The 22,160-nt window shown below is 71.4% G+C and carries 17 protein-coding genes; 7 read left to right on the forward strand and 10 right to left on the reverse strand.

Annotated features, from left to right (window positions below):
- Positions 1–123: 123 nt before the first annotated feature.
- The 3 genes from KWI83_RS18250 to KWI83_RS18260 are packed head-to-tail and all read right to left on the reverse strand — an operon-like array spanning position 124 to position 5,713.
- Positions 124–1,566 carry an NAD-dependent succinate-semialdehyde dehydrogenase gene (locus tag KWI83_RS18250; RefSeq protein ID WP_218515411.1) on the reverse strand — a complete coding sequence of 481 codons (1,443 nt, stop codon included), beginning with the start codon at positions 1,564–1,566 and terminating at the stop codon, positions 124–126.
- Positions 1,563–4,448, reverse strand: coding sequence for an FAD-binding and (Fe-S)-binding domain-containing protein (locus KWI83_RS18255; protein WP_218515412.1), 2,886 nt, complete (start codon positions 4,446–4,448; stop codon positions 1,563–1,565). The genes KWI83_RS18250 and KWI83_RS18255 overlap by 4 nt, the downstream gene beginning before the upstream one ends.
- Positions 4,445–5,713, reverse strand: a complete 1,269-nt coding sequence (locus KWI83_RS18260; protein WP_218515413.1) for an aspartate aminotransferase family protein — start codon at positions 5,711–5,713, stop codon at positions 4,445–4,447. Before KWI83_RS18260 ends, KWI83_RS18255 begins: the two co-directional genes overlap by 4 nt.
- 262 nt (positions 5,714–5,975) lie before the next feature.
- On the opposite strand from KWI83_RS18260, the gene KWI83_RS18265 reads away from it, so the two are divergent.
- The 4 genes from KWI83_RS18265 to KWI83_RS18280 all read left to right on the forward strand — a co-directional run bounded on the left by KWI83_RS18265 (position 5,976) and on the right by KWI83_RS18280 (position 9,969).
- Complete coding sequence (locus KWI83_RS18265; RefSeq protein ID WP_218515414.1) at positions 5,976–7,661, forward strand: PucR family transcriptional regulator ligand-binding domain-containing protein; 1,686 nt, start codon at positions 5,976–5,978, stop codon at positions 7,659–7,661.
- Between the two features lie 436 nt (positions 7,662–8,097).
- Complete coding sequence (locus KWI83_RS18270) at positions 8,098–9,090, forward strand: alpha/beta fold hydrolase (RefSeq protein ID WP_218515415.1); 993 nt, start codon at positions 8,098–8,100, stop codon at positions 9,088–9,090.
- Between the two features lie 311 nt (positions 9,091–9,401).
- A complete protein-coding gene (locus KWI83_RS18275) occupies positions 9,402–9,725 on the forward strand; it encodes a hypothetical protein (protein ID WP_218515416.1) in 324 nt (107 codons plus the stop codon).
- Positions 9,726–9,819: 94 nt separating this feature from the next.
- Positions 9,820–9,969, forward strand: coding sequence for a hypothetical protein (locus tag KWI83_RS18280; protein WP_218515417.1), 150 nt, complete (start codon positions 9,820–9,822; stop codon positions 9,967–9,969).
- 83 nt (positions 9,970–10,052) lie between these two features.
- Here KWI83_RS18280 and KWI83_RS18285 read toward each other — a convergent pair whose 3' ends face one another.
- Both KWI83_RS18285 and KWI83_RS18290 read right to left on the reverse strand, forming a co-directional pair.
- Entirely contained in the window at positions 10,053–11,198 is a 1,146-nt protein-coding gene (locus KWI83_RS18285) for a site-2 protease family protein (protein ID WP_218515418.1), read from the reverse strand.
- A gap of 93 nt (positions 11,199–11,291) precedes the next feature.
- Positions 11,292–11,615: a hypothetical protein gene (locus KWI83_RS18290; RefSeq protein WP_218515419.1), complete on the reverse strand. Its 324-nt coding sequence runs from the start codon at positions 11,613–11,615 to the stop codon at positions 11,292–11,294.
- Positions 11,616–11,849: 234 nt separating this feature from the next.
- Between KWI83_RS18290 and KWI83_RS18295 the strand changes: the two genes are divergently transcribed.
- Entirely contained in the window at positions 11,850–12,824 is a 975-nt protein-coding gene (locus KWI83_RS18295; RefSeq protein WP_218515420.1) for a TerC family protein, read from the forward strand.
- A 216-nt stretch (positions 12,825–13,040) separates the two neighbouring features.
- Here the strand turns inward: KWI83_RS18295 and KWI83_RS18300 are convergent, their stop codons facing one another.
- The gene (locus KWI83_RS18300; protein WP_218515421.1) at positions 13,041–14,882 is read right to left on the reverse strand and encodes a glycoside hydrolase family 15 protein; all 1,842 of its coding nucleotides are present in this window, start codon (positions 14,880–14,882) and stop codon (positions 13,041–13,043) included.
- 154 nt (positions 14,883–15,036) lie between these two features.
- On the opposite strand from KWI83_RS18300, the gene KWI83_RS18305 reads away from it, so the two are divergent.
- Both KWI83_RS18305 and KWI83_RS18310 read left to right on the forward strand, forming a co-directional pair.
- Positions 15,037–15,723, forward strand: coding sequence for a hypothetical protein (locus KWI83_RS18305; protein ID WP_218515422.1), 687 nt, complete (start codon positions 15,037–15,039; stop codon positions 15,721–15,723).
- Between the two features lie 139 nt (positions 15,724–15,862).
- Positions 15,863–16,744 (forward strand): universal stress protein, encoded by an 882-nt coding sequence (locus tag KWI83_RS18310; RefSeq protein ID WP_218515423.1) that lies wholly within the window; start codon positions 15,863–15,865, stop codon positions 16,742–16,744.
- A 111-nt stretch (positions 16,745–16,855) separates the two neighbouring features.
- On the opposite strand, the gene KWI83_RS18315 is transcribed toward KWI83_RS18310, so the two are convergent.
- The 4 genes from KWI83_RS18315 to KWI83_RS18330 form a co-directional block, all read right to left on the reverse strand.
- On the reverse strand, positions 16,856–17,875 hold the full coding sequence (locus KWI83_RS18315; RefSeq protein ID WP_218515424.1) for a hemolysin family protein: 1,020 nt from the start codon (positions 17,873–17,875) through the stop codon (positions 16,856–16,858).
- Complete coding sequence (locus KWI83_RS18320; RefSeq protein ID WP_218515425.1) at positions 17,872–19,212, reverse strand: hemolysin family protein; 1,341 nt, start codon at positions 19,210–19,212, stop codon at positions 17,872–17,874. The genes KWI83_RS18315 and KWI83_RS18320 overlap by 4 nt, the downstream gene beginning before the upstream one ends.
- Positions 19,213–19,460: 248 nt before the next feature.
- Positions 19,461–20,486, reverse strand: a complete 1,026-nt coding sequence (locus KWI83_RS18325; RefSeq protein ID WP_218515426.1) for a hemolysin family protein — start codon at positions 20,484–20,486, stop codon at positions 19,461–19,463.
- Positions 20,483–21,820 (reverse strand): hemolysin family protein, encoded by a 1,338-nt coding sequence (locus KWI83_RS18330; protein ID WP_218515427.1) that lies wholly within the window; start codon positions 21,818–21,820, stop codon positions 20,483–20,485. The genes KWI83_RS18325 and KWI83_RS18330 overlap by 4 nt, the downstream gene beginning before the upstream one ends.
- Positions 21,821–22,160 lie beyond the last annotated feature (340 nt).

The raw sequence follows: 22,160 nt of genomic DNA on the forward strand, positions 1-22,160 counted from the left end.
GGCTCGGCCGACCCGGCTGTGCGCAGGGCGACGCCCCGCGCCCGGCCATGGGAGATGTCGGCCGGGCACGGGGTGGCCCGCGCGGTGCGCGACAGGGCGTATGTCAGGGCAGGACTACCGCCGTCATCGCACGGGCACCGCGAGGTACTGGTACTCCAGGAACTCGTCGATTCCGACCCGGCCGCCCTCGCGGCCGAGCCCGGACTGCTTGACGCCGCCGAAAGGCGCGGCCGGGTTGGAGACCAGGCCGGTGTTGATGCCGGCCATGCCGACCTCCAGGCGTTCGCTGACCCGCAGGGCGCGGTCCAGGCCCTCGGTGAAGACGTAGCCGACCAGACCCCAGGGGGTGTCGTTGGCGCGGCGGACGACCTCGTCCTCGTCGTCGAAGGTGAGGATCGCCGCCACGGGGCCGAAGATCTCGGTGTCCATCAGGCGGCTGGCGGGGTCCACGTCGGCGAGGACGGTCGGCGGGTAGAAGCAGCCGGGACCGTCCGGGGTCCGCCCGCCGACCAGCACGCGGGCGCCGCGCTCCACCGCGTCGGCGACCAGCTCCTCCACCTTGGCGCGCCCCGCCCTGTCGATCAACGGGCCGACGTCGACGCCGTCCCGGGTTCCCGGACCCACGACGAGCGCGCCCATGCGCTCGGCCAGGCGCCGCCCGAACTCCTCCGCCACCGACCGGTGCACGAAGAAGCGGTTCGCGGCGGTGCACGCCTCGCCCATGTTGCGCATCTTGGCGACCATCGCACCGTCCACGGCCTTGTCCAGGTCGGCGTCCTCGAAGACGATGAACGGCGCGTTGCCGCCCAGCTCCATCGAGGTCCGTACGACCGTGTCCGCGCACTGGGCCAGCAGCAGCCGCCCGACGGCCGTGGAGCCGGTGAAGGAGAGCTTGCGGATCCGACCGCCGCGCAGGAGCGGTTCGCACACCTCCCCGGCCCGGGAGGTGGTGACGACGTTCAGCACGCCGTCCGGCAGCCCGGCCTCCTTCAGGATCCCGGCCAGCGCCAGGCTGGACAGAGGGGTCTGCGGGGCCGGCTTGAGGATCATCGTGCAGCCCGCCGCGATCGCCGGGCCGATCTTGCGGGTGCCCATGGCGAGCGGGAAGTTCCAGGGTGTGATGAGCAGACAGGGGCCGACCGGGCGGCGGGAGAGCAGCATGCGGTTGCGGCCGTCGGGCAGGGTGCCGTAGCCGCCGTCGATGCGCACGGCTTCCTCCGAGAACCAGCGGAAGAACTCGGCCGCGTACGCCACCTCTCCCCTGGCCTCCGCCGACGGCTTGCCCATCTCGGACGTCATCAGGTGGGCGAGTGCGTCCGTGCGGTCGAGGATGATCTCGTAGGCGCGCCGCAGGATCTCACTACGGACCCGAGGTGCTGTACGGGCCCACTCCTCCTGCGCCTGGACGGCCGCCTCCTCGGCGAGCCGGGCCTCCTTCGGGCCCGCGTCGGCGACGTGGCAGAGGATCTCGCCGGTCGCCGGGTCGTCCACGGGCATGGTGGCGCCGTCCGCGGCGTCCACCCAGGCCCCGCCGATGAACAACTGCGTGGGTGTGTCGGTCGTCATGACGTCTCTCCTGGTTGATCGGCGGCGGGGTCGAGCAGTTCCGCGAGATGGAGGGCGCGGACGCCCCGGTCACCGGCAAGGTGGTCGATCTGCGTGGCACAGCTGAAGCCGTCGGCCAGGACGGCGGTCGGCGCGGGCTCGTCGAGGCCGTCGAGACGGGGCTTGAGGGCCAGGTCGGCGACGGCCATCGAGGTGTCGTAGTGCTGCGCCTCGAAACCGAAGTTCCCGGCGAGTCCGCAGCACCCCTCGGCCTCGTCGACCTTGGGTACGCCGAGCCGACGCAGCAGATCGGCGGGGCGGTGGCCCTTGAACGTGGCGTACTCGTGGCAGTGCGTCTGGAGCACGACGCTCTCGGGCAGCGGCGGCGGGGTCCAGCCCGGCTCGGCGAGATCGGTCAGAGCCCCGGTGAAGGTGTGGACGCGGGCCGCGACACGCCGGGCGGCGTCCGTGCCGAGGAGTTCGGGCACGTCGCGTTTGAGGGCGGCGGCGCAGCTGGGTTCGGCCACGACGATCGGCCGCTCGTCGCCGTCGTCCAGGTGAGCGACCGTACGGGCCATGATCCTGCGGGCCACGGACAGCTGGCCGGTGCTGACCCATGTCAGCCCGCAGCACAGCCCGTCCCGCGGCGCGCAGGGGATCCCGGCGTCCGCGAGCACCCGGACGGCGGCTCCGGCGACCTGGGGGCGGAAGGCGCGGGTGAAGCTGTCGACGAAGAGCAGGGCCTGCGCCGACGCGTCGGTCCGGGCGTCGCGCAGTGCCCGGCGCAGGGCGCGCCGGGAGGCGAACGCCGGGATCCTGCGCTGCGTGGTCACGCCCCCGAGGCGGGCGAGCAGCCTGCCGAGCGGTCCGCGCAGCAGGGCGTTCAGCGGGCGAGCGATGTGTCCGACGAGTGCGGAGGTCAGCGGCAGCCAGCCCAGCGAGTAGTGGGAGCGGGGCCGGACCCTGCCCTTGTAGTGCTGGTGCAGGAATTCCGCCTTGTACGTGGCCATGTCGACGCCGACCGGGCAGTCGCTGGAGCACGCCTTGCACGACAGGCACAGGTCGAGCGCGTCTCGGACCTCGGTCGAGCGCCAGCCGTCCTGGACGGTCTCGCCGCGCACCATCTCCTGGAGCAGGCGGGCCCGGCCGCGGGTGGAGTCGTTCTCCTCGCCGGTGGCCCGGTAGCTCGGGCACATCACGCCGCCCGCGTCGCTGCGGCAGCGGCCGACGCCGACGCAGCGGCGTACGGCGCCCGCGAAGCCGTCCTCGTCGTACGGGAAGTTGAACAGGGTGCTGACGGGCAGCACGTCGGAGGGCGTGTGCAGCGCCAGATCGGCGTCCAGGCGAGCCGGGTCCACGATGACGCCCGGGTTCAGGAGCCCCTGGGGGTCGAAGATCTGCTTGAAGGCGGCGAACGCGCGGATCATCCGGTGGCTGTACATGACCTCCAGCAGCTCACCGCGCGCCCGCCCGTCACCGTGCTCACCGGACAGCGTGCCGCCGTGCTCGACGACGAGCGTGGCGGCCTCCCCGAGGAACCGGCGGGCGGCGGCCCGCCCGGCGTCCGTGGCGAGGTCGAAGTCGACGCGCACATGGACGCAGCCCGCGCCGAAGTGGCCGTACAGCACACCGGTCAGCCCGTGGGCGGCCAGCAGTTTGCGGAAGTCCCGCAGGTAGGCGGCCAGGTTCTCGGGCGCGACCGCCGCGTCCTCCCAGCCGGGCCAGGACTCCCCGCCGTCGACCAGGCGGGCGGCGAGCCCGGCTCCGTCCTCGCGCACCCGCCACAGCGAGCGGCGCTCGGCCGCGCTCGAAACCACCCGTCCGCCGGTCATCCGGCCCCGGGACCTGAGCACGTCCAGTAGTTCGGCGGCCCTGCGGTTGAGGTCCGCCTCGTCGTCACCGTCGAGTTCGACGTAGAGCCAGGCACGCCCCTCGGGCAGGCCGGTGACGGAGTCCGGGCCGCGCCGGGCGCGCATGGTGGCGACGATCGCCTCGTCCATCCCTTCCACGGCGCTGGGTGACCAGCGCAGGATCTCCGGGATGTCCTCCGCGGCGTCCACGACGTCGTCGTAGCCGAGGGTCAGCAGTGTCGTGGCCGGCGCGGTGGCGATCAGGCGGACCGTCGCGGCCGTGACGACCGCGCAGGTGCCCTCGGTGCCGACCAGGGCGCGGGCCATGTCGAAGCCGTTCTCGGGCAGCAGGTGGTGCAGCTGGTAGCCGGAGACCTGGCGGGGGATGCGGCCCAGCTCGGTGCGGATCGGTGCCAGGTTGGCGTCGATCAGGCGCCGCAGGTCTGCTGCGAGCCGGGCGACGCGCCGCACGGCTTCCGCGTCGCCCGGCTCGGCGGCACGCAGCCCGGAACGGTCGGCGACGGCCCGCACGCCGTCGGCCGTCACGATCTCCAGGGCCTCGATGTGGCCGCTGGTCCGCCCGTCCCGCACCGACCGGTTCCCGCACGCGTCGTTGCCGATCATGCCGCCGAGGGTGCAGCGGCTGTGCGAGGAGGGGTCGGGGCCGAAGGTGAGCCCGTGCAGGGCGGTCGCGCCGCGCAGCGCGTCGAGGACCACACCGGCCTCGACGCGTGCCGTGCGCGCCTGGACGTCGATGTCGAGGATCCGGTTCATGTACCGGGAGAAGTCCAGGACGACGCCCGGCCCGACCGCGTTGCCCGCCATGCTGGTGCCGCCGCCCCGCGCGGTGACCGGGACGCCTGTCTCCTCGCAGGCCCGCAGCACCGCGACCACGTCGTCGGTGGAGCGGGGGAAGGCCACGGCCTGCGGGGGCACGCGGTAGTTGGAGGCGTCGTAGGCGTACTGGCCGAGGGCTCCCGGGCCGGTTTCCACCCGGAGGCCGGGAGCGGTCCCGGCGAGCCGGGCGACCAGGGACGCGAGGGCGTCGGTCATCGGTCCTGCGCTCCCGACGTACCGACTTCGACCGCGGTCGCCCACGCCTGGAGGCCCTCGTCCACCGCCGTCTCGCCGATCACGAGCGCCGGAATCATGCGCACGACCTGGTTCCAGGCCCCGCACAGCAGCAGGAGCAGGCCCTCGTCGACGGCGGCCCGCTGCACCCGCGCGGCGGTCTCGGGGTCGGGGCCGCCGTCCTCGGTGACGAACTCGGTGGCCAGCATCAGCCCGAGCCCGCGCACGTCACCGATGCCGGGGGTCCGGTCGGCCACCGCCTCCAGGCCCTGGCGCAGCCGCTTGCCCATGGCCTCGGCGTTCTCGACGAGCTTCTCGTCGCGTACGACGTCGAGAGTGGCGCAGGCCGCGGCGCAGGCGACGGCGTTGGCGCCGTACGTACCGCCCTGGGAGCCCGGCCACGCCTTGGTCATCAGCTCCTCGGAGGCGGCGATGCCGGACAGCGGGAAACCGCTGGCGAGGCCCTTCGCGGTGATCAGGATGTCGGGCGTGACACCGAAGTGCTCGTGTCCCCAGAACCGGCCGGTGCGGCCGACGCCGGTCTGCACCTCGTCCAGGATCAGCAGGAAACCGTGCCGGTCCGCCCGCTCCCGCAGGCCCTCCAGGAAGGCCCGGGTGGCGGGGACGTATCCGCCCTCGCCGAGCACCGGCTCGACGATGATCGCGGCCGTGTCGGCGGGCGAGGAGACCGTCTGGAGCGTGTGGTCGAGCTCCTTCAGGGCGAAGCGGGTGGCGGTCTCCTCGTCCCAGCCGTACCGGTACGTGCTCGGGAACGGCGTGACGACCACACCGCTCATCAGCGGGGAGAAACCGGAGCGGAAGCGGGTGCCGGAGGTGGTCATGGAGGCGGCGGCAACGGTCCGGCCGTGGAAACCGCCATGGCAGACGACGATGTTCGGCCGACCGGTGGCCTGGCGGGCAAGCCGCAGCGCGGCCTCGACCGCCTCGCTGCCGGAGTTGGTGAAGAACAGGCTGTCCAGGCCCGTCGGCAGCACCTCGCCGAGCTTGTCGACCAGGCGGCGCAGCGGCTGGTGCATGACGGTGGTGTACTGGCCGTGGACGAGCGTGGCCACCTGCTCCTGGGCGGCCGCCACGACCTTGGGGTGGCAGTGTCTGGTGCTGGTGACGCCGATGCCGGCGGTGAAGTCGAGGTAGCGGCGGCCGTCCTCGCCGTAGAGGTGGACGCCCTCGCCCCGGGCCGCCACCACGGGCGTGGCCTGGCGAAGGTGCGGCGACAGTGCGGTCATGGTCAACTCCCGGCCTCGGTCATCGGTCTGCTGCGGTCTTCCGAGCATCTCGACGACGCGGGACGGCGCCAATGCGTGATCTGTCCGGCCGGGCCGCGGTATCCGGACGTTGTGTCAACCGCATCAGGTCCCCGGCCCCCGCCCGTCCTGGCCGCAACGGCCGTCCCCGTGCTCTTGCGCAGGTCAGCGAGGCTTGTCAGAGTGACGGTGCGCTCCCCCGAGTTCTCGGCCTCGATCGAGAAGGGGACCCCATGGAGGCACCGTGAACGACAAGCACCACACGGCTGCGGAGCCTGGCACCGACGGCCCTGACGCCTCCGGGCCGGGCCGGGACGCGGACAGCGTCGGCCGACCGCTCACCGTCGCCGACGTCCTGGCCCTCCCCGTCATGACCGCCGGACATCCCCAGGTCGTCACCGGCGTCACCCACCTCGACCGGCCGGTCCGCTGGGTCCACATCACCGAGCTGACCGACCCCGCCTCCTTCCTCAAGGGCGGCGAACTCGTCCTGACCACCGGCATGCCCCTGCCCGAGGAACCGGCCGGTGTACGCCGGTACGTCGACGAACTCGCCGACATCGGCGCGGCGGCCCTCGTCATCGAACTGGTCCGCCGCTACCACCGTCCGCCCGACGCCCTGGTCCGCGCCTGCCAGGCCCGGGGCCTCCCCCTCGTCACCCTGGCCAGGGATGTCAACTTCCTGGAGGTCACCCAGGTCGTCCACGCCCTCATCCTGGGCAACCAGGCGGAGGTGATGCGCCGGACCCAGCGCATCCACGAGGCGTTCACCGCGCTGACGCTGCGCGGCGCCGAACCGGAGGACGTCGTATGCGCCGCCGCGGAGATGAGCGGCCACACGGTCGTACTGGAGAATCTGGTCCACCAGGCCCTGATCTGCGAGCCCTCCGGTGACACGGTCGAGGAGGCGCTCACCGGATGGGAACAGCGCTCCCGAGCGACCCCGCCCGTCGACCACGCCACCGTCTCCGGCCCCGAGGGCTGGCTCGTGGCACCCGTGGAGTACCAGGGCGAGCGCTGGGGCAGGGTGGCGATGCTCCCCGCCCCGCCCGGCCCGACCGCTCCCTCGGCCTTCGGCCCCGAGGACGTCACCGTCCTGGAGAGAACCGCGATGGCCCTCACCATCGCCCGCCTCATCCACCCCGCGCCCTGGGAACGCACCGCACACCGCAACGTCCTGCGCGACCTCGTCGAACAGCGCCATCGCTCACCCGCGGACGCCGACGCCCGGGTCTCCGCGCTGGGCCTCCCCACGAAGGACGCCCGCTTCATCGCCGTACTGGCGGACGTTCCGCATGAGGACGAGACGACGAAGACGGAAGCCGTCCTCGCCGAGGAACTGAAGACAAAGGGATCACAGGCCCTCGTCGGTCGGCTCGGCCCCACCCGCCTCGGCATCCTGCTGTCCCTGCGCCGCGCCCAGCCGTGGCGGCCCGTGGTCGAGCATCTGAGCCGCGCCGCACTCGACCTGGTGCCCGGAACGACGGTGAGCGTCGGCGGCGAGGTCACAGATCTCCACGGGGTCGCCCGCTCCTACCGCGAGGCGGTCCGCGTCGCCGAAGCCACCGAGCCCGGCCGGCCGCTGCCGCCGGGACGCTCCTACCATGAACGATCCGACATCGGTCTGCGCCGCCTGCTGTTCGCGCTCCGCGACGACACCCGGATCCAGGACTACGCCGAACGGCAACTCGGCCGACTCGTCGACCACGACGCCCGCCGCGGCACGGACTTGCTGACCACCTTGCGCCACTACCTGGACGCGGCAGGCAACAAGACGGTGGCCGCCCGCTCCGGCGGCCTGTCCCGCGAAACCGTCTACCAGCGGCTGCGCACCATCGAGCGGATACTCGACTGCGACCTCGAATCCGGCGAACAGCGCACGGAATTCCATGTGGCCCTTACAGCGCTCGATGCCCTACGACTCCGCTGAACTGCGCACCACCGCAGGTCAGGAGCCCTTCACGGCCAGTTCAAGGAAGGCGACGCAGTCCACATGATGCGTCACGGGCACTGTTCGGCAGACCAGGGTCAGTACGCCGACAGCGCGCTCCAGGCGTGTCCTGACGGTCGGCACCGATGTCGGCCAGGTCGTCGCGGAGGCCCCCGACGTAGCGGGTCAGGGGCAGAACCGTCTTGCCGTCGCCGCGACTCTGCGGCGCGGACGGGGGCGCTCCGGCCGTCGCGGCGGACGCGGTGCCTGCCGGCTCGTCCAGGGAGAGGCCGTACGCCCTCACGAGCTGCAGCAGCACCTACAAGGTCGGCGTGCGTGCCACGTTGCCAGAACGGCAAGGTCTGTCACATCGGTTGGCCGCCGCAGCGCATCATCGGTGTGCACCTGCGGCCCCCCGGAATCCGAGGAGAGAACCATGCCCCAGCCCACGCCATCCGCCGGCCTGCGCCACCGCACCGTCGAGGCGCCCGCCGGACGGCTGCACCTGGTCGAGCAGGGCACGGGGCCGCTGGTCCTGCTCGTGCACGGCTTCCCCGAGTCCTGGTACTCCTGGCGCCACCAGCTCCCGGCCCTCGCGGCGGCGGGGTACCGGGCGGTCGCACTGGACGTGCGTGGCTACGGCCGCTCCTCCAAGCCCGCCGCGACGCACGAGTACCGCATGCTCGACCTGGTGGCGGACAACGTCGCCTTGGTGCGCGCCCTCGGCGAGGACCGGGCGGTGATCATCGGGCACGACTGGGGATCCAACATCGCGGCGACCTCAGCCCTGCTCCACCCCGACATCTTCCGCGCGGTCGGACTGCTGAGCGTTCCCTACGCCCCGCCCGGCGGCCCCCGCCCCACCGACGTCTTCACCCGGATCGGAGGCCCCGAGCAGGAGTTCTACGTGTCCTACTTCCAGGAGCCCGGCCGCGCCGAGGCCGAGATGGAGCCCGACGTCCGGGGCTGGCTCGCGGGCTTCTTCGCCGCCCTGTCCGCCGACACCATGCCGGGCCAGAGCGAGCCCGACCCGCACTTCGTGAACCGGGGCGCGGGGCGACTGCGCGACCGTTTCCCGAGCGGCCCGCTCCCCGCCTGGCTGACCGAGGACGACCTCGACGTGTACGCCGGAGAGTTCGAGCGCACCGGCATGACCGGGGCACTCAACCGCTACCGCAGCATGGATCGCGACTGGGAGGACCTGGCCCCGCACAGCGGCGCCCCGCTCAGGCAGCCGTCCTTGTTCATCGGCGGTGGCCTGGACGCCTCCACGACCTGGATGGCCGACGCGATCGACGCCTACCCGGCCACGCTCCCCGGCCTGGTCTCCTCGCACATCCTGGACGGCTGCGGCCACTGGATCCAGCAGGAACGCCCGGAGGAGGTCAACCGTCTCCTGACCGCCTGGCTCGCCTCCCTCACGGACTGACCACATGGGCGGATGCGTCTGTGCCGCACCAAGCCGATGTCCGTACTCATGCACCCCTTCACCGAGCTCGGCCGCCGTCACCTCTCGGACTTCCAGGTGCCCACCGTGGAGGATCTCCTGCGATGACCTCGCGTGTGGGAACGGGAATCGTCCTGCTCCTGCTCTCGGAGCCAGCCGCGCATGTGACAAGCCCACCCGGCGGGCTGCCAGGGGCGCATCGTGATCCGGGCGATATGCAGCCGAGCTGGTGCCACGGCACCGCCGGTGCGACGGTAGCCGGACTGCGCTCTCCACCGATATCGAGGCCCCTCATGTCCGGTCTGCCGTTCTTCACCCCCTGGCTGGTGCTGGTCTCCGCGCTCTGGGCGATGCTGCCGTTCCTTTGCCCCCGGCAGCGGCGGACGGGCATCGTCATCGCTGTCTCCCACCTCATCGGGACGCTGGCGATCACACAGCCCTGGAGCGAGAACTGGTACTGGGATGTCGGGTGGTGGCTGATTCTCGTGTTCGGGCAGGGCACCCTTATTGCGCTGGGACGGTTGGCCTTCGAACTCAGCCCGCTCGGCGCCCGTCGCCACCGCTCGGCGCCCCGGACCCCGGACAGCGATGCGGTGATGGCCCAGCCTGAGCCGTGACCGGGGCCACGTGCTCCATCGGTCCCCGGTCCGAGGACATGCAGCGATGTTGGCCGGCACCTGATGCCCCGGCAGTGGTGGCCGAGAATCGGGCATGCCGGAGCGGTCTGCTGCTGCGTGTGCGGCCGGGCGGCTGCCCGTGGCTTTCGTGCCGGGCAAGCGGCTGCCCGGCTGGATCGACATCGACATCGACGCCACCGTGTCGGCGTCGGCGCCCGAACGCCGCCTGGATGTGTGCCCCTGAAGAGCTGCTGAAGTGCTACGGGCGACGTCGGGCATGTGGTCATGACGGCCGTCCAGCGGTCGCACGTGACGGGTGAAGCTTCGTCACAGGGTCTTGCGCCGCCACGCGGACGACGAGCTCAGCCAGGAGGTGACCCGGCTGATGTCCGAGGAGGTGACGATGCCGACCAGTCGGCCGTCTTCCAGCACGAGGGCACGATGGGCGGAACTGGCCTCCAGGTCGGGCACGAGCCGGGCCAGCGGGTCGTCGGGGCGGGGAGTCGGCAGATCGTCGAGCGGCACCATGACCTGTGCGACGGAGGTGGACGGACGTTCCTTCTCCGGGACCGCGTCGGCGCCCTTCAGCGTGACCAGGCCGACCGCGGTGTACCCGTCGTCGACGGCGGGGAAGGCCGAGTGACGGAAACGAAAGCGCGGGTCGGCGAGGAACTCGCTGACCGTGGTGGCGGCCGGGACGGTCACCGGGTCGGGCGTCATCGCCTCGCCCACGGGGATGCCACCCAGCAGTTCACGCAGTCTCGCCTGGCCGCCTTCCACGGTGGCCATCGCGATGACGAACCAGCCGATGACCACCAGCCAGATGCCGCTGAACAAAGCCCCGGCGAGGACGAGGTACAGGCCGACACCCACCAGCGCCCATCCCAGAACCCGTCCTGCGGTCGTGGCCACCGCGGTGGCACGCAGCCGACTGCCGGTCTTCCACCACACGACCGCGCGCAGCAGCCGCCCGCCGTCGAGAGGCGCGGCGGGCAGGGCATTGAAGACGGCAAGCAGGATATTGATCCCCGCCAGCCAGACCAGCGCCTCCACCACCAGCGCGGCTTCGGAGAATGCGGCCACCAGCCCGGCTGCCAGGGCGAACAGGACACCGAGCACGAGGCTGACGAGGGGCCCCACACCGGCGATCCGCAGTTCCGCACCCGGGCTTGACGCCTCGCTCTTGAGCCGGGCGAGTCCCCCGAGGAGCCACAGGGTGATGTCGTCCACGGACACACCGTTGCGGCGGGCCACCAGCGCGTGGCTGATCTCGTGAGCCAGCAGTGACAGAAGAAAGACGGCCGCAGTCGCCGCCGAGGCGAGCCAGTACTGCCATGTCGGGCGATCCGGATGAGCTTCCCGGAAGCCGCCTTCTGCCAGCCCGAACAGGATCAGAGCGAAGATGACCAGGACACTCCAATGCACGCCCACCCGGATGCCCGCCACATGCCCCAGTGAGAATGTCGCCCGCACGGCAGCCACCTCCCCGACCGGTTCCTCGTGCGTCGGCTCCGCTCCCGGGAACGCCAGGAGCCGGGAGCGCCGCCCGCGCCCCTGTGGGATCCGTCAGTGCCCGAAGATGTGCCGACGACGCCGGTGGGCCGGCTTCGACGGTAGCGACGTCCCTGGGTCGCTCGTCGTCGACGCGGATGCGAGGGCCTGACGCACGCGCCGTCGCTGTTTCAGCCCGGCGGCGATCATCGCCAGCCCCAAGCAGAAGATCAACGCCAGCGCCACGCCGGAAAGGAAGAGCCCGGGCGGACTCAGCGTCGCGATCTGATTACCGAAGATCTCCACCGCGTACTCAGGTCCACCCGTGAAGTTCTCCGCGACCGCGATGCCCGCGAACCCGCCAGTGGCCAGCGCCAGCAAGAATCCCAACGCGATCACCGCTCTCACCTCCTATCCGGACTTTGGGACCGACTACCCGAGGCCGGGCCCTCGACACAAACTCCTGGTCACGGACTGACCTGTGTGCGCGCTACGGCGTCGTTACGCGTCGACGCCACCCGGTGCAGCGTGGTCGAGACGACCGAACGCGGCCGACATGGCCGACGGCTCACTCTGGGTACCCCAGACTCGGCAGGAGAGCCTACGGTCGACCGCGCCTGAGGGGTTGAGCTCGTGCACGACGTTCCGCTGTGGCTTTGGATCGCGTTCGCCGTCACCGTTGTGGTGGCCCTCGCGGTCGACCTGCTGGTGAACCGGAAGGCGCACGTCATCGGCTTACGGGAGGCCGCCGTCTGGAGCGGGGTCTGGGTGGGCCTGGCGGTCGCCTTCGGCGTGGTCGTCTTCCTCGTGGTGGGCACCACCGCGGGCGTCGAGTACACCACGGCGTGGCTGCTGGAGAAGAGCCTGTCGGTCGACAACCTCTTCGTCTTCGCACTGATCTTCGGCTACTTCCAGGTGCCCCGCGAATACCAGCATCGTGTGCTGTTCCTCGGTGTCCTGGGCGCTCTGGTCTTCCGCGGCCTGTTCCTCGCCGCCGGAGTGGCGGTCGTCAGCCGCTTCACCGCCGTCATGTTCGTCTTCGCCGCCTTCCTCTTCTACAGCTCGTACAAGATCCTCACCAAGGGGGAGGGCAGCGTCGACCCGGGCAGGAGCATCGCCGTACGAGCCCTGCGCAAGGTCGTCACCGTCCGGGACGACTATGCCGGGAACCGGTTCTTCCTCAGGGAGAACGGCACACTCGTCGCCACCCCACTGCTCGCCGTCGTCGCAGCGGTCGAAGGCGCCGACCTGATCTTCGCCATCGACAGCGTGCCCGCCGTCCTCGGCGTCAGCAGCGACATCTTCATCGTCTACACCAGCAACGCCTTCGCGATCCTCGGCCTGCGCGCCCTGTACTTCCTGCTCGCCGACCTGCTGGACCGCTTCCACCATCTCAGCAAGGGCCTGGCACTGATCCTCGCCTTCATCGCCGTCAAACTGATCCTTCAGGCGTCCCACGAGATCATCAGCACCAGCGTTCCCAAAGTGAACGCGCTCGTCAGCCTCGCAGTGATCGCGGCCGTGCTGATCACCTCCGTCGTGCTCAGCCTGCTGCGGCCCGCGCCGCCAGGAAGCGCCGAGTCGCCGTCCGACGGCAAGGCCCGATGAACGCACTCCGCAACCGGCGGCATGGGGTGCTGACAAGGCCGGGCAGGCAGGCGACGAGGGCGGCGGCGAGGCAGGGGGCGGCGGGCGAGGCCGCGGTAGTCGTCGAGGGTGTGTGCGTGCGGGAGTGCGGGAGTGCGGTGACGACGCGAAGGCGCCGGGATGGGTGACGGCGTAAGCGGCCTGCCGCCCGCGAGGAGCCGCCTGCTGCTCGATGAGTCAGGAGAACCAGGCCGCCGTGGAGAGGTCTGGGCGTACCCCCCGGATGGCGCGGGCCAGGGCGACCGCGCTGGAGACGAGACCGACGTGGCTGATGGCCTGCGGATAGTTGCCGAGATACGTGCCGTCGGACGGGTCGATCTGCTCGGGCAGCAGCCCCAGGTGGTTGGCGTGGGAGCACAGGTGCTCGAACAGTTCACCGGCCTGCTCGATCTTGCCCTGCCCCGTCAGGTTGTCCACGAGCCAGAAACTGCACAGCAGAAAGGCGCCCTCGGGCTGACGATCCATGCCGTCCGGTGAACGCTCCGGCAGGTAGCGGTACAGCAGTCCCCCGCCCGCGCCCAGTTGCTCGGCTGTCGCCCGGCAGGTGGCCACCATCTTGGGATGGTCGGCAGGCACTACCCGGCGCAGCGGCAGAGCGAGGAGGGAGGCATCGAGCCCCCCTCCCTCGCCCAGGTGCTCGGTCAGGGAACGGGTCTGCTCGTTCCAGGCATGGTGCAGGATGCGCTCAGTGAGCTGCTCGGCTTCGTGAGCCCAGTGGTCCGCGTCGCCGGGCAGGTTCAGTCGGTGTGCGAGCCTGGCGGCCCGGTCGAGGGCTACCTGGCACATGGCGGCGGAGTAGGTGAAGGGTCTGCCGGAGGTGCGGACTTCCCAGATGCCGTGGTCGGGACTGCGCCAGGCGTGCTCGGCACGCTCGGCGAGGCCGGCCAGCCAGTCCCACAGCGTCGCGTCGAACGTTCCTCCGGTGGCTGCCCACTGGAAGGCGCAGTCCAGGATCTCCCCGTAGACGTCGTGCTGGGTCTGCTCGACCGCGGCGTTGCCCCATCGAACGGGTGCGGACCGGCGATACCCTTCGAGTCCGTCGTCCACCACCTCAGGCGGCGGGACTTCGCCGTCCACGCCGTACAGAACCCGCGGTTGATGGTTGTGACGAGCGGCCTCAAGGGCCCATCGCAGAAAGCCCCCGGCCTCCGACGGCAGTCCGATGCGGCGAAGCGCGAAGACGGTGTAGGCGGCGTCGCGGATCCAGGAATAGCGGTAGTCCCAGTTGCGTGTCCCCCCGATGTGCTCGGGGAGCGACGACGTGGGAGCCGCGATGATCGCCCCGTTCTCGAAGTGGTCCAGCAGTTTCAGGGTCAGGGCCGACCGGCGCACCAGGTCGGACCGCGGTACGTCGTCGACCACGCGAGCGGCCCAGCCCTTCCAGGCACGCACCGTGCTCTCAAGGCCTGCATCCACAGACGGGTAAGGGCTGGACGACCCCTCCCAGCGCAATCGCAGGAACAGCTCCTGTCCGGCGTGGAGCGTCAGGTCGCTGTCCGGAAGCGTCACCGGGGGTGAGGACCACAGGCGCAGGGTGATCCCCTGCCGCTCGCAGTCGAGCGTCCAGTCTTCTCCCCGGCGACGGACGCGGGCGCCACCGCGTGGCTCCAGGTGGATACGAAGGGTGACGTCGCCCTCGACCACGCGGACATGGCGTAGCAGCTCCCCCGCGGCTGCCGGCGCGTCTTCCTCCAAACGTGCACCAGGACGCAGCGCGAAAGCGTCCGTGACCTGAAGAACGCCGGTGTCCGTGCGAAGCTCCGTGATCAGGACGGCCGTGTCGTCCACGTAGCGCTGGCGGCTCTCCCGCACTCCGTCCGGCGCGAGCCGGAAGCCACCGCCATGACGCCGGTCGAGCAATGAGCAGAACACAGGGTCCCGGTCGAAGCGCGGAACACACATGAAGCTGATCCCCGCGTCCCGGCCGACCAGGGCGCAGCCGCGGCCGTCACCGATCAGACCATGATCCTCGATCGGCAGGTACCCCTCTCGGCGGGTCAGTTGCTGCCAGAGCTGCACGCACCACCAGGTACCCAGAACCGGCCCGATTGATCAGTCCTACGCGGCTCCGGTCGCGCTCCTTGAGCAGATGAGCGCGGTCGAGGAAGCACCCGCGGAACGGCTCCGGGGGCTCCGTACCGTGATCGTCCCAGCCGAGCGGGAGCGCGGAGGAGTGAGGCTCGGGCCAGCAGGTGGTGCCGTCGGCACGGACCAGCAGGGGAGCCGGATGGTCGACGTCGAGGAAGGTGACTTCTTTATCCCCGGCACGACGCTGCGCAACCTCTCACCGCCGCCCCTCGCGCTGCTCGCGCCGGCCACCGCACAGCTCGGGCTGGTCCTGCTGCTGCGCGACGCCGGGAACCGGGGGATGCGACACCTCGGGCCGTGGATGGCCGTGATCGCCGTCAACTCCGTCATCCTCACCGTGCTGCTGTGGCACATGAGCGCATTCGTGCTCGTCGCCGCCGCCGCGTACGCCTCCGGCCTGGTCCCGCTGCCCCAGCCCCCCACCGACACGGGCGCCTGGCTGCTGTGGAAACTGCCCTGGCTTGCCGTCCTGTTGATCGCGCTCGGCGCGCTGGTGGCGGTCTTCGGCCGGGTCGAAAGGCGCGGCATGCGGCGCGGCGAGGTCGCCTCACGCCCCTGGTGGACGCCGAGGGCACTGGGCCGGTCCAGGCCGCGCGCCACCGCGACCACCGCCGGCTACGCCGCCTGCGTACTCGGCCTGCTCGGCGTGGCCGTCGCCGGTCCCGCCGACCGCGGCCCGTTCGGACTGCCGACCACAGCCCTGGCCTGCTTCCTGGCCGGGGCGGCCCTCCTCCGCGCGGCCCGCGCGGCAGGCCACCGCCGAACCGGCTGACGGCGGCTGCGTGTGCAGCTCAGCCGGGGTGGGACCGGCCTGCGCCTGGTGGCGCCCGTATGGCCGGTGCGGGAGGCTGGGAGAGCAGGGCGCCGGGCCGTGGTCCGCGTCGATGCCATGGTGAGGAGAGCGCAGCGTGATGTCCGGGCGGGTCGTGGTGGGAGTGGACGGCTCCCCCTCCGCGCTGGCCGCCGTGGAGGTCGCGGCACAAGAGGCGCGGATGAGGCGAGTCCGGCTGCATGTGGTGCATGCCTTCGTCTGGCCCGCCATGCACGTTCCGCCCGGCGGCTCGCCGCTGGGCCCGCCCACGGGGGGCGTGCGGGAATCCGTCGAGCATCTGCTCGCCGAAGCCGTCGAACGAGCCCTGGCTGCCGCGCCCGGCGTGCTGGCCGACCACGCGGTCATCGCGGGCGAGGCGGTCACAGCCCTGGAAGCGGAGTCGCGGACGGCGCAGCTGATGGTGGTGGGCCATCGCGGCTCGGGCGGTTTCGCGGGACTGCTGCTGGGTTCGACGTCGGTCCATCTGGCCGCTCACAGCCACTGCCCGGTCATGGTGGTGCGGGACCGACCGACGCGGGACGGACCCGTGCTGGTGGCGGTGGACGGCACTCCCCAGAGCCGTGGGGCGGTCGCGTTCGCCTTCGAGGAGGCTTCGCTGCGCGGCACGGGCCTGGTGGCGCTGCACGTGTGGGGGGCGTGGAGCGACCACGGTGACGCACGCCCGGTGGAACCGGTGGATCTGACCGGTGACGTCGAGACGCTTCAGGCCCACGAGGAGCGCCTCCTGGACGAGGCCCTGTCCGGCCACCGGAAGGAGCACCCTGACGTGACCGTGCATGCGCGTGTCGTGCGAGGCCGTACGCGGCCCACGCTGATCGAGGCGAGTCGTGGCGCCCAGCTGATGGTGGTCGGTACGCGCGGACGGGGCGGATTCACCGGACTGCTTCTGGGCTCGGTCAGCCAGGCCGTGCTCCATCATGCGCACTGCCCGGTCACCGTGGTGCGCTCCGGCCTGGCGTGACGCCCGTCCAAACGGGTCCGCGCACCGTGACTACCGTCGGAGTGGGCAGCCCGGAGCCCGCAGGCCCGCCCTGACCGAGCCTTCGGCTCGGTCAGGGCGCTGCGGGTTCCGTTACGCGGACTGCGGGTGCAGGAGGCGGGCCAGCAGGTCGTCCAGCGTGACCAGGCCGGTGAGCCGCCCGCTGCCGTCGCGGACGACGGCGAGGGAGGCTCGGCGCCCGCGCAGCTGCTCGATGGCGTGGCCGACCGTGTCCCCGGCCGCCAGCTCCGGTACGGGGCGCGCGAGCTGCCGCGCGGTGGCGGTGCGGCCCCGGCTGCGGGCGATCAGGGCGTCACGGGCGTGCACCGAGCCGACGACCAGCGGACCGTCGCGGACCAGCAGGCGGCTGCGATCGTGCTCGGCCGCCGTGGCGAGGACGGTGTCGAGATCGGCCCCCGCCGGTACCGAGATGATCTCGGCGGCCGGGATCTGGAGGTCGCCCACCGGCATCTGGGGCTCGGTGAGCGACTTGGTGATCAGCTCGGAGTCGTCCTTGCTGATCAGGCCCAGCCGTTCGGACTCCTCGACCAGGTGGGTGAGCTGCTCCCGGTTGTGGACCGAGCCGAGTTCGTCGCGCGGGGTGACCTTGCACAGGCGGACCAGGCCGTTGCTGATCTTGTTCAGCACCTGGATCAACGGCCGTACGGCCGCGATCACCCCCCGGAAGGCCGGCGAGAGCAGCATCGCCGAGCGCTCGGGGTGGGCGATGGCCCACGACTTGGGCGCCATCTCACCGACCACCATGTGCAGGAACACCACGACGATCAGTGCCACGGCGAACGCGACGCCGTAGCTGAGCGCGGAGGGCAGGCCCAGCGTGTGCAGCAGCGGGTCGAGTTCGTGCGAGATCGCGGGCTTGGACACCGCCCCCAGGCCCAGCGTGCACACGGTGATGCCCAGCTGGGCACCGGCCAGCATCAGCGACAGCTCACGCATCCCGGCGAGCGCCGCCTTGGCGCCGCGCTGCCCGTCGGCCGCCGCCTTCTCCATACGGTGCCGTTTGGCGGCGACGAGCGCGAATTCGGCTGCGACGAAGAAGCCGCTGCCGATCAGCAGCAGGACGGTGACGAAGAGCGCCATCGGGAAACTCATGCCTGCTCCTCCGCAAGCTCGGCAGCCAGCCGCTCGATCCGTACCCGTTCCGGCACGTGCCGGTCGAGGCTGCGTACGTCGATCACCGCGCTGCCGCCGTCCGGCAGATCCACGGTGAGGCGGTCACCGATGGCCGGGAAGCGGCCGAGCCGGTCGACGATCAGGCCGGCCACGGTGTCGTAGTCCTCCTCCTCGGGCAACTCGACGCCGGTCGCCTCGGCCACCTCGTCCAGGCGACGCCCGGCGTCCACCAGCCAGCCGTCCCCGTCCGTGACCGCGATCTCGGTGACGGTGTCGGACTCGTCGGCGATGTCGCCCACCAGTTCCTCGGCGATGTCCTCGTAGGTGACGATGCCCGCGACGCCGCCGTGCTCGTCCAGGACGACGGCGAACTCGTCGTCCAGCTCACGCATCCGCTCGACGGCGTCGGGCAGCGGCAGCGTGTCCGGAAGCAGCAGCGGGGGGCGGGCGACCGCGCCCACGGAGGTGCTGGTGAAACGGCCGGCGGGCAGGCGGGTCAGTTCGCGGACCCCGAGGACGCCGCTGACGTCGTCGGGGTGGTCGCCGAGCACGGGGTAGTTGGAGTGGCCGTGCTTGCCGATCAGGTCGACCGCCTCGGCGGCGGTGGCGTCCTTGCGGACGAAGACGGCGTCCACGCGTGGCACCATCACCTCGTCCAGCGTCCGGTCGGAGAACTCCAGGGCATGGTCGAGCAGCTCGGCGGTGTCCCTGGGCAGGTGGCCCTGCTCGTGGGACTCGCCGATCAGGTGGCCCAGCTCCTCCAGGGTCGCGCCGTGGTGCAGCTCCTCGACGGGCTCGATGCCGACCTTGCGCAGCAGCTTGTTCGCCGCCCCGTCGAAGACCCGGATGACCGGGCCGACGACCTTCAGATACGCCAGCGTGGAAGTGGCCAGCGCCTTGGCCAGCCGCTCCGGGACGGCGATGGCGAGGTTCTTCGGGGCCAGCTCGCCCAGCACCATCTGCACGACCGTGGCCAGCACGAACGCGAGCACCACAGCGATGCCGCTGACGGCGGCGTCGGGGATGCCGAGGCCGTTCAGGGCGGGCCTGAGCAGCGCGGACACGGACGGCTCGGCGATGAAGCCGACGATCAGGCCGGTCACGGTGATGCCGAGCTGGGCGCCCGAGAGCATGAAGGACAGCCGCTCCAGCACCTTCAGGGCGCGGGCGGCCTTCCTGTCACCCGCCTGCGCTTCCCGCGCGAGGGCGAGCCGGTCGACGGAGACGTACGCGAATTCCTGGGCGACGAAGTATCCGGTGCCCGCGGTCAGCGCGAACACCGCGAGCAGGCCCAGGAGGGCGTTCACGGCACTCATCGAACACCACCCCGCCGCGTGCCGTGCTCACGAAGTACCTGGCGGGATGGTCGGGGACTGTGCCCAGAGGGGTCCGTCGATCTGGCGGACAACTGGTGGCTCCTCAACGTGTTCAAAGGATTCAAAGGTATTCAAGGCATTCAGACGTGCACCACGGTCAACGATTGTGGCGGAACCCCTGTTCCTGCCCCCGTGGACGTCATCATTCCGCACCCGGGGGCAGGGTGGATCAGCACCCGGCCGGGCCGTCACACGGCGGTCGGCGCCGCCGGTCCGACCAGCTCGGACAGGACGCCCTCCATCGTCACGAAGCCGATCACCGTGCCGCTCTCGCCGAGCACGGCGGCGAGGTGGCTGCCCTCGGCCCGCAGGGCGGTGAGGGTGTCGTCCAGCGGCGTGTCGATGCGGACCCGGGTGACCCGGTGCAGCACGCCGCGCGGGAACGGGCGGTCGCGATCGGTGACACCGAGGGTGTCCTTGATGTGCAGGTAGCCCAGCAGGGTGCCGTCGGCGCCGGTGACCGGGAAGCGGGAGTAGCCCGCCTCGGCGGCCACCCTTTCCAGCCGGGCGGGGGTGATCGAGGCGTCCACGGTCCGCATCCGCTGCGCCGGGACGAGGATCTCGCCGACCGGGCGGGTGCCCAGTTCCAGCGCGTCGCGCAACCGCTCGCCGTCGGCGGGCGACAGGAGCCCGGCCTCGCTGGAGTCGACGACCATGCGGGCCAGCTGGTCGTCGGTGAAGACCGACTCGACCTCGTTCTTCGGCTCGACGCGGAGCAGTTTCAGCAGGGTGTTGGCGAAGGCGTTGATGCCGAACACGAACGGCCGCAGCGCCCGGGTGAGGGCCACCAGGGGCGGGCCGAGCAGCAGCGCGCTGGGCACGGGTGCGGCGAGTGCGATGTTCTTCGGCACCATCTCGCCGATCAGCATGTGCAGATACGTGGCGAGCGTGAGCGCGATGACGAACGCGATCGGGTGCACCAGGGCATGCGGGACGTGGGCCGCCTCGAAGGCGGGCTCCATCAGGTGCGCGATGGCCGGTTCGGCGACCGCGCCCAGGACCAGCGAGGAGACAGTGATGCCGAGCTGGGCGGTGGCCATCATCTGGGAGAGGTGCTCCAGGGCCCACAGGGTCATCCGGGCCCGCTTGTGGCCCGCCCGGGCGCGCGGTTCGATCTGGCTGCGGCGCACGGAGACCAGAGCGAACTCGGCGCCGACGAAGAAGGCGTTGGTCAGCAGGGTCAGGGCGCCGATGGCGAGCTGCAGCGTCGTCATCGGACCTCCTCCGCGAGTTGTACCGCGGGGGTCACGACCGGCTCGGTGATCCGGATCCGGTCGGCGCGGTGGTGCTCCACCTCCAGCACGGTGAGCTGCCAGCCCTCCAGGTCGAGCACGTCCCCCTTGGCGGGGATGCGGGCCAGGCCGGTGGCGATCAGTCCGGCCACGGTCTCGTACGGGCCCTCCGGCGCGACGAGTCCTATCTCCGTGAGCTGGTCGATGCGGACACTGCCGTCCGCCTCCCACACCGCGCGCCCGTCCCTCGTCGCCGGGGCGGGCACCAGGTCGGGCACCTCGACGGGGTCGTGTTCGTCGCGGACCTCGCCGACGACCTCCTCGACGATGTCCTCCACCGTGGCGACGCCCGCCGTGCCGCCGTACTCGTCGATGACCACGGCCATGGTGCGACTGGCGCGCAGCCGCTCCAGCAGCCGGTCGGCGGTCAGACTGTCCGGCACCAGCAGGGGCTCGGTGGCCAGATCCATGACCGGCGTCACGGCCCGTTTCTCCGGCTCCAGGGCGAGGACGTCGCGAATGTGGACGGTGCCGACGACCTCGTCCAGGCTGTCGCGGTAGACCGGGAAGCGGGACAGTCCGGTCGCGTGCGTCAGGTTCGCGGCATCGGCGGCCGTGGCGTGCACTTCGAGGGCCTTGACGTCGACCCGCGGGGTCATCACGTTCTCGGCGGTGAGCTCGCTCAGGTGCAGGGTGCGGACGAACAGTTCGGCGGAGTCCGCCTCCAGCGCGCCCTCGGCCGCCGAGTGCCGGGCGAGCGCACCCAGTTCCTCGGCGGTGCGGGCGGAGGCCAGCTCCTCGGCGGGCTCCAGGCCCAAGCGGCGCACAAAACGGTTCGCGGTGCTGTTCAGGTGGTGGATGAACGGGCCGAAGGCGGCCGTGAAGCCGCGCTGCGGGCCCGCCACCACCTTCGCGACCGCCAGCGGCCGGGAGATCGCCCAGTTCTTGGGCACCAGCTCACCCACGACCATCAGCACGACGGTGGAGACCGCCACGCCCAGCACCGTCGCCACCGGTGAGGCGGCGCCGCCCAGGCCGAGCGCCTTCAGCGGGCCCCGCAGGAGGGCGGCCAGCGACGGCTCGGCCAGCATGCCGATCACCAGCGAGGTGACGGTGATGCCGAGCTGAGCACCGGAGAGCTGCAGAGTCAGCCGCCGTACGGCTTTGAGCGCGCCCTCGGCGCCGCGCTCACCGGCCCGGGCGGCACGTTCCAGCTCACCGCGCTCCACGGTGGTCAGGGAGAACTCGGCCGCGACGAACACCGCGCAGGCCAAGGTGAGGAGGAGGGCCAGCAGGAGCAGCAGGACCTCGGTCACCGCGCCACCCCCGCTCCCTCAGTCACATGAGTCAGGCGGGGAATGGCACGGCTGGTACTGGGAGGCTCACCCATCGGGGGACCGTCGCTCCTTACTCAAGAGGCGTACAAAGCAGTGGGTGGAAGCAGGATGACCTGCTTCTACACCCACTGTAAAGGATCCGCAAAACCCATTCTGTGAGGCCGGGGCTCACAGGGTCACGGCAGGCGCCCAGTTCGGCGCAGGCATCCGTTTTCGGCCTTTCCCGACGCGCCTGCGCGGACCGCGCCCTTCCCTGCCTTCATCAGCTTATGCTTCTACTCGCTTGTAGAAGGATCGCGGCAGGCCCGGGCCCCGGTGC

Source organism: Streptomyces sp. TRM70350, from assembly GCF_019219825.1.
Classification (GTDB): domain Bacteria; phylum Actinomycetota; class Actinomycetes; order Streptomycetales; family Streptomycetaceae; genus Streptomyces.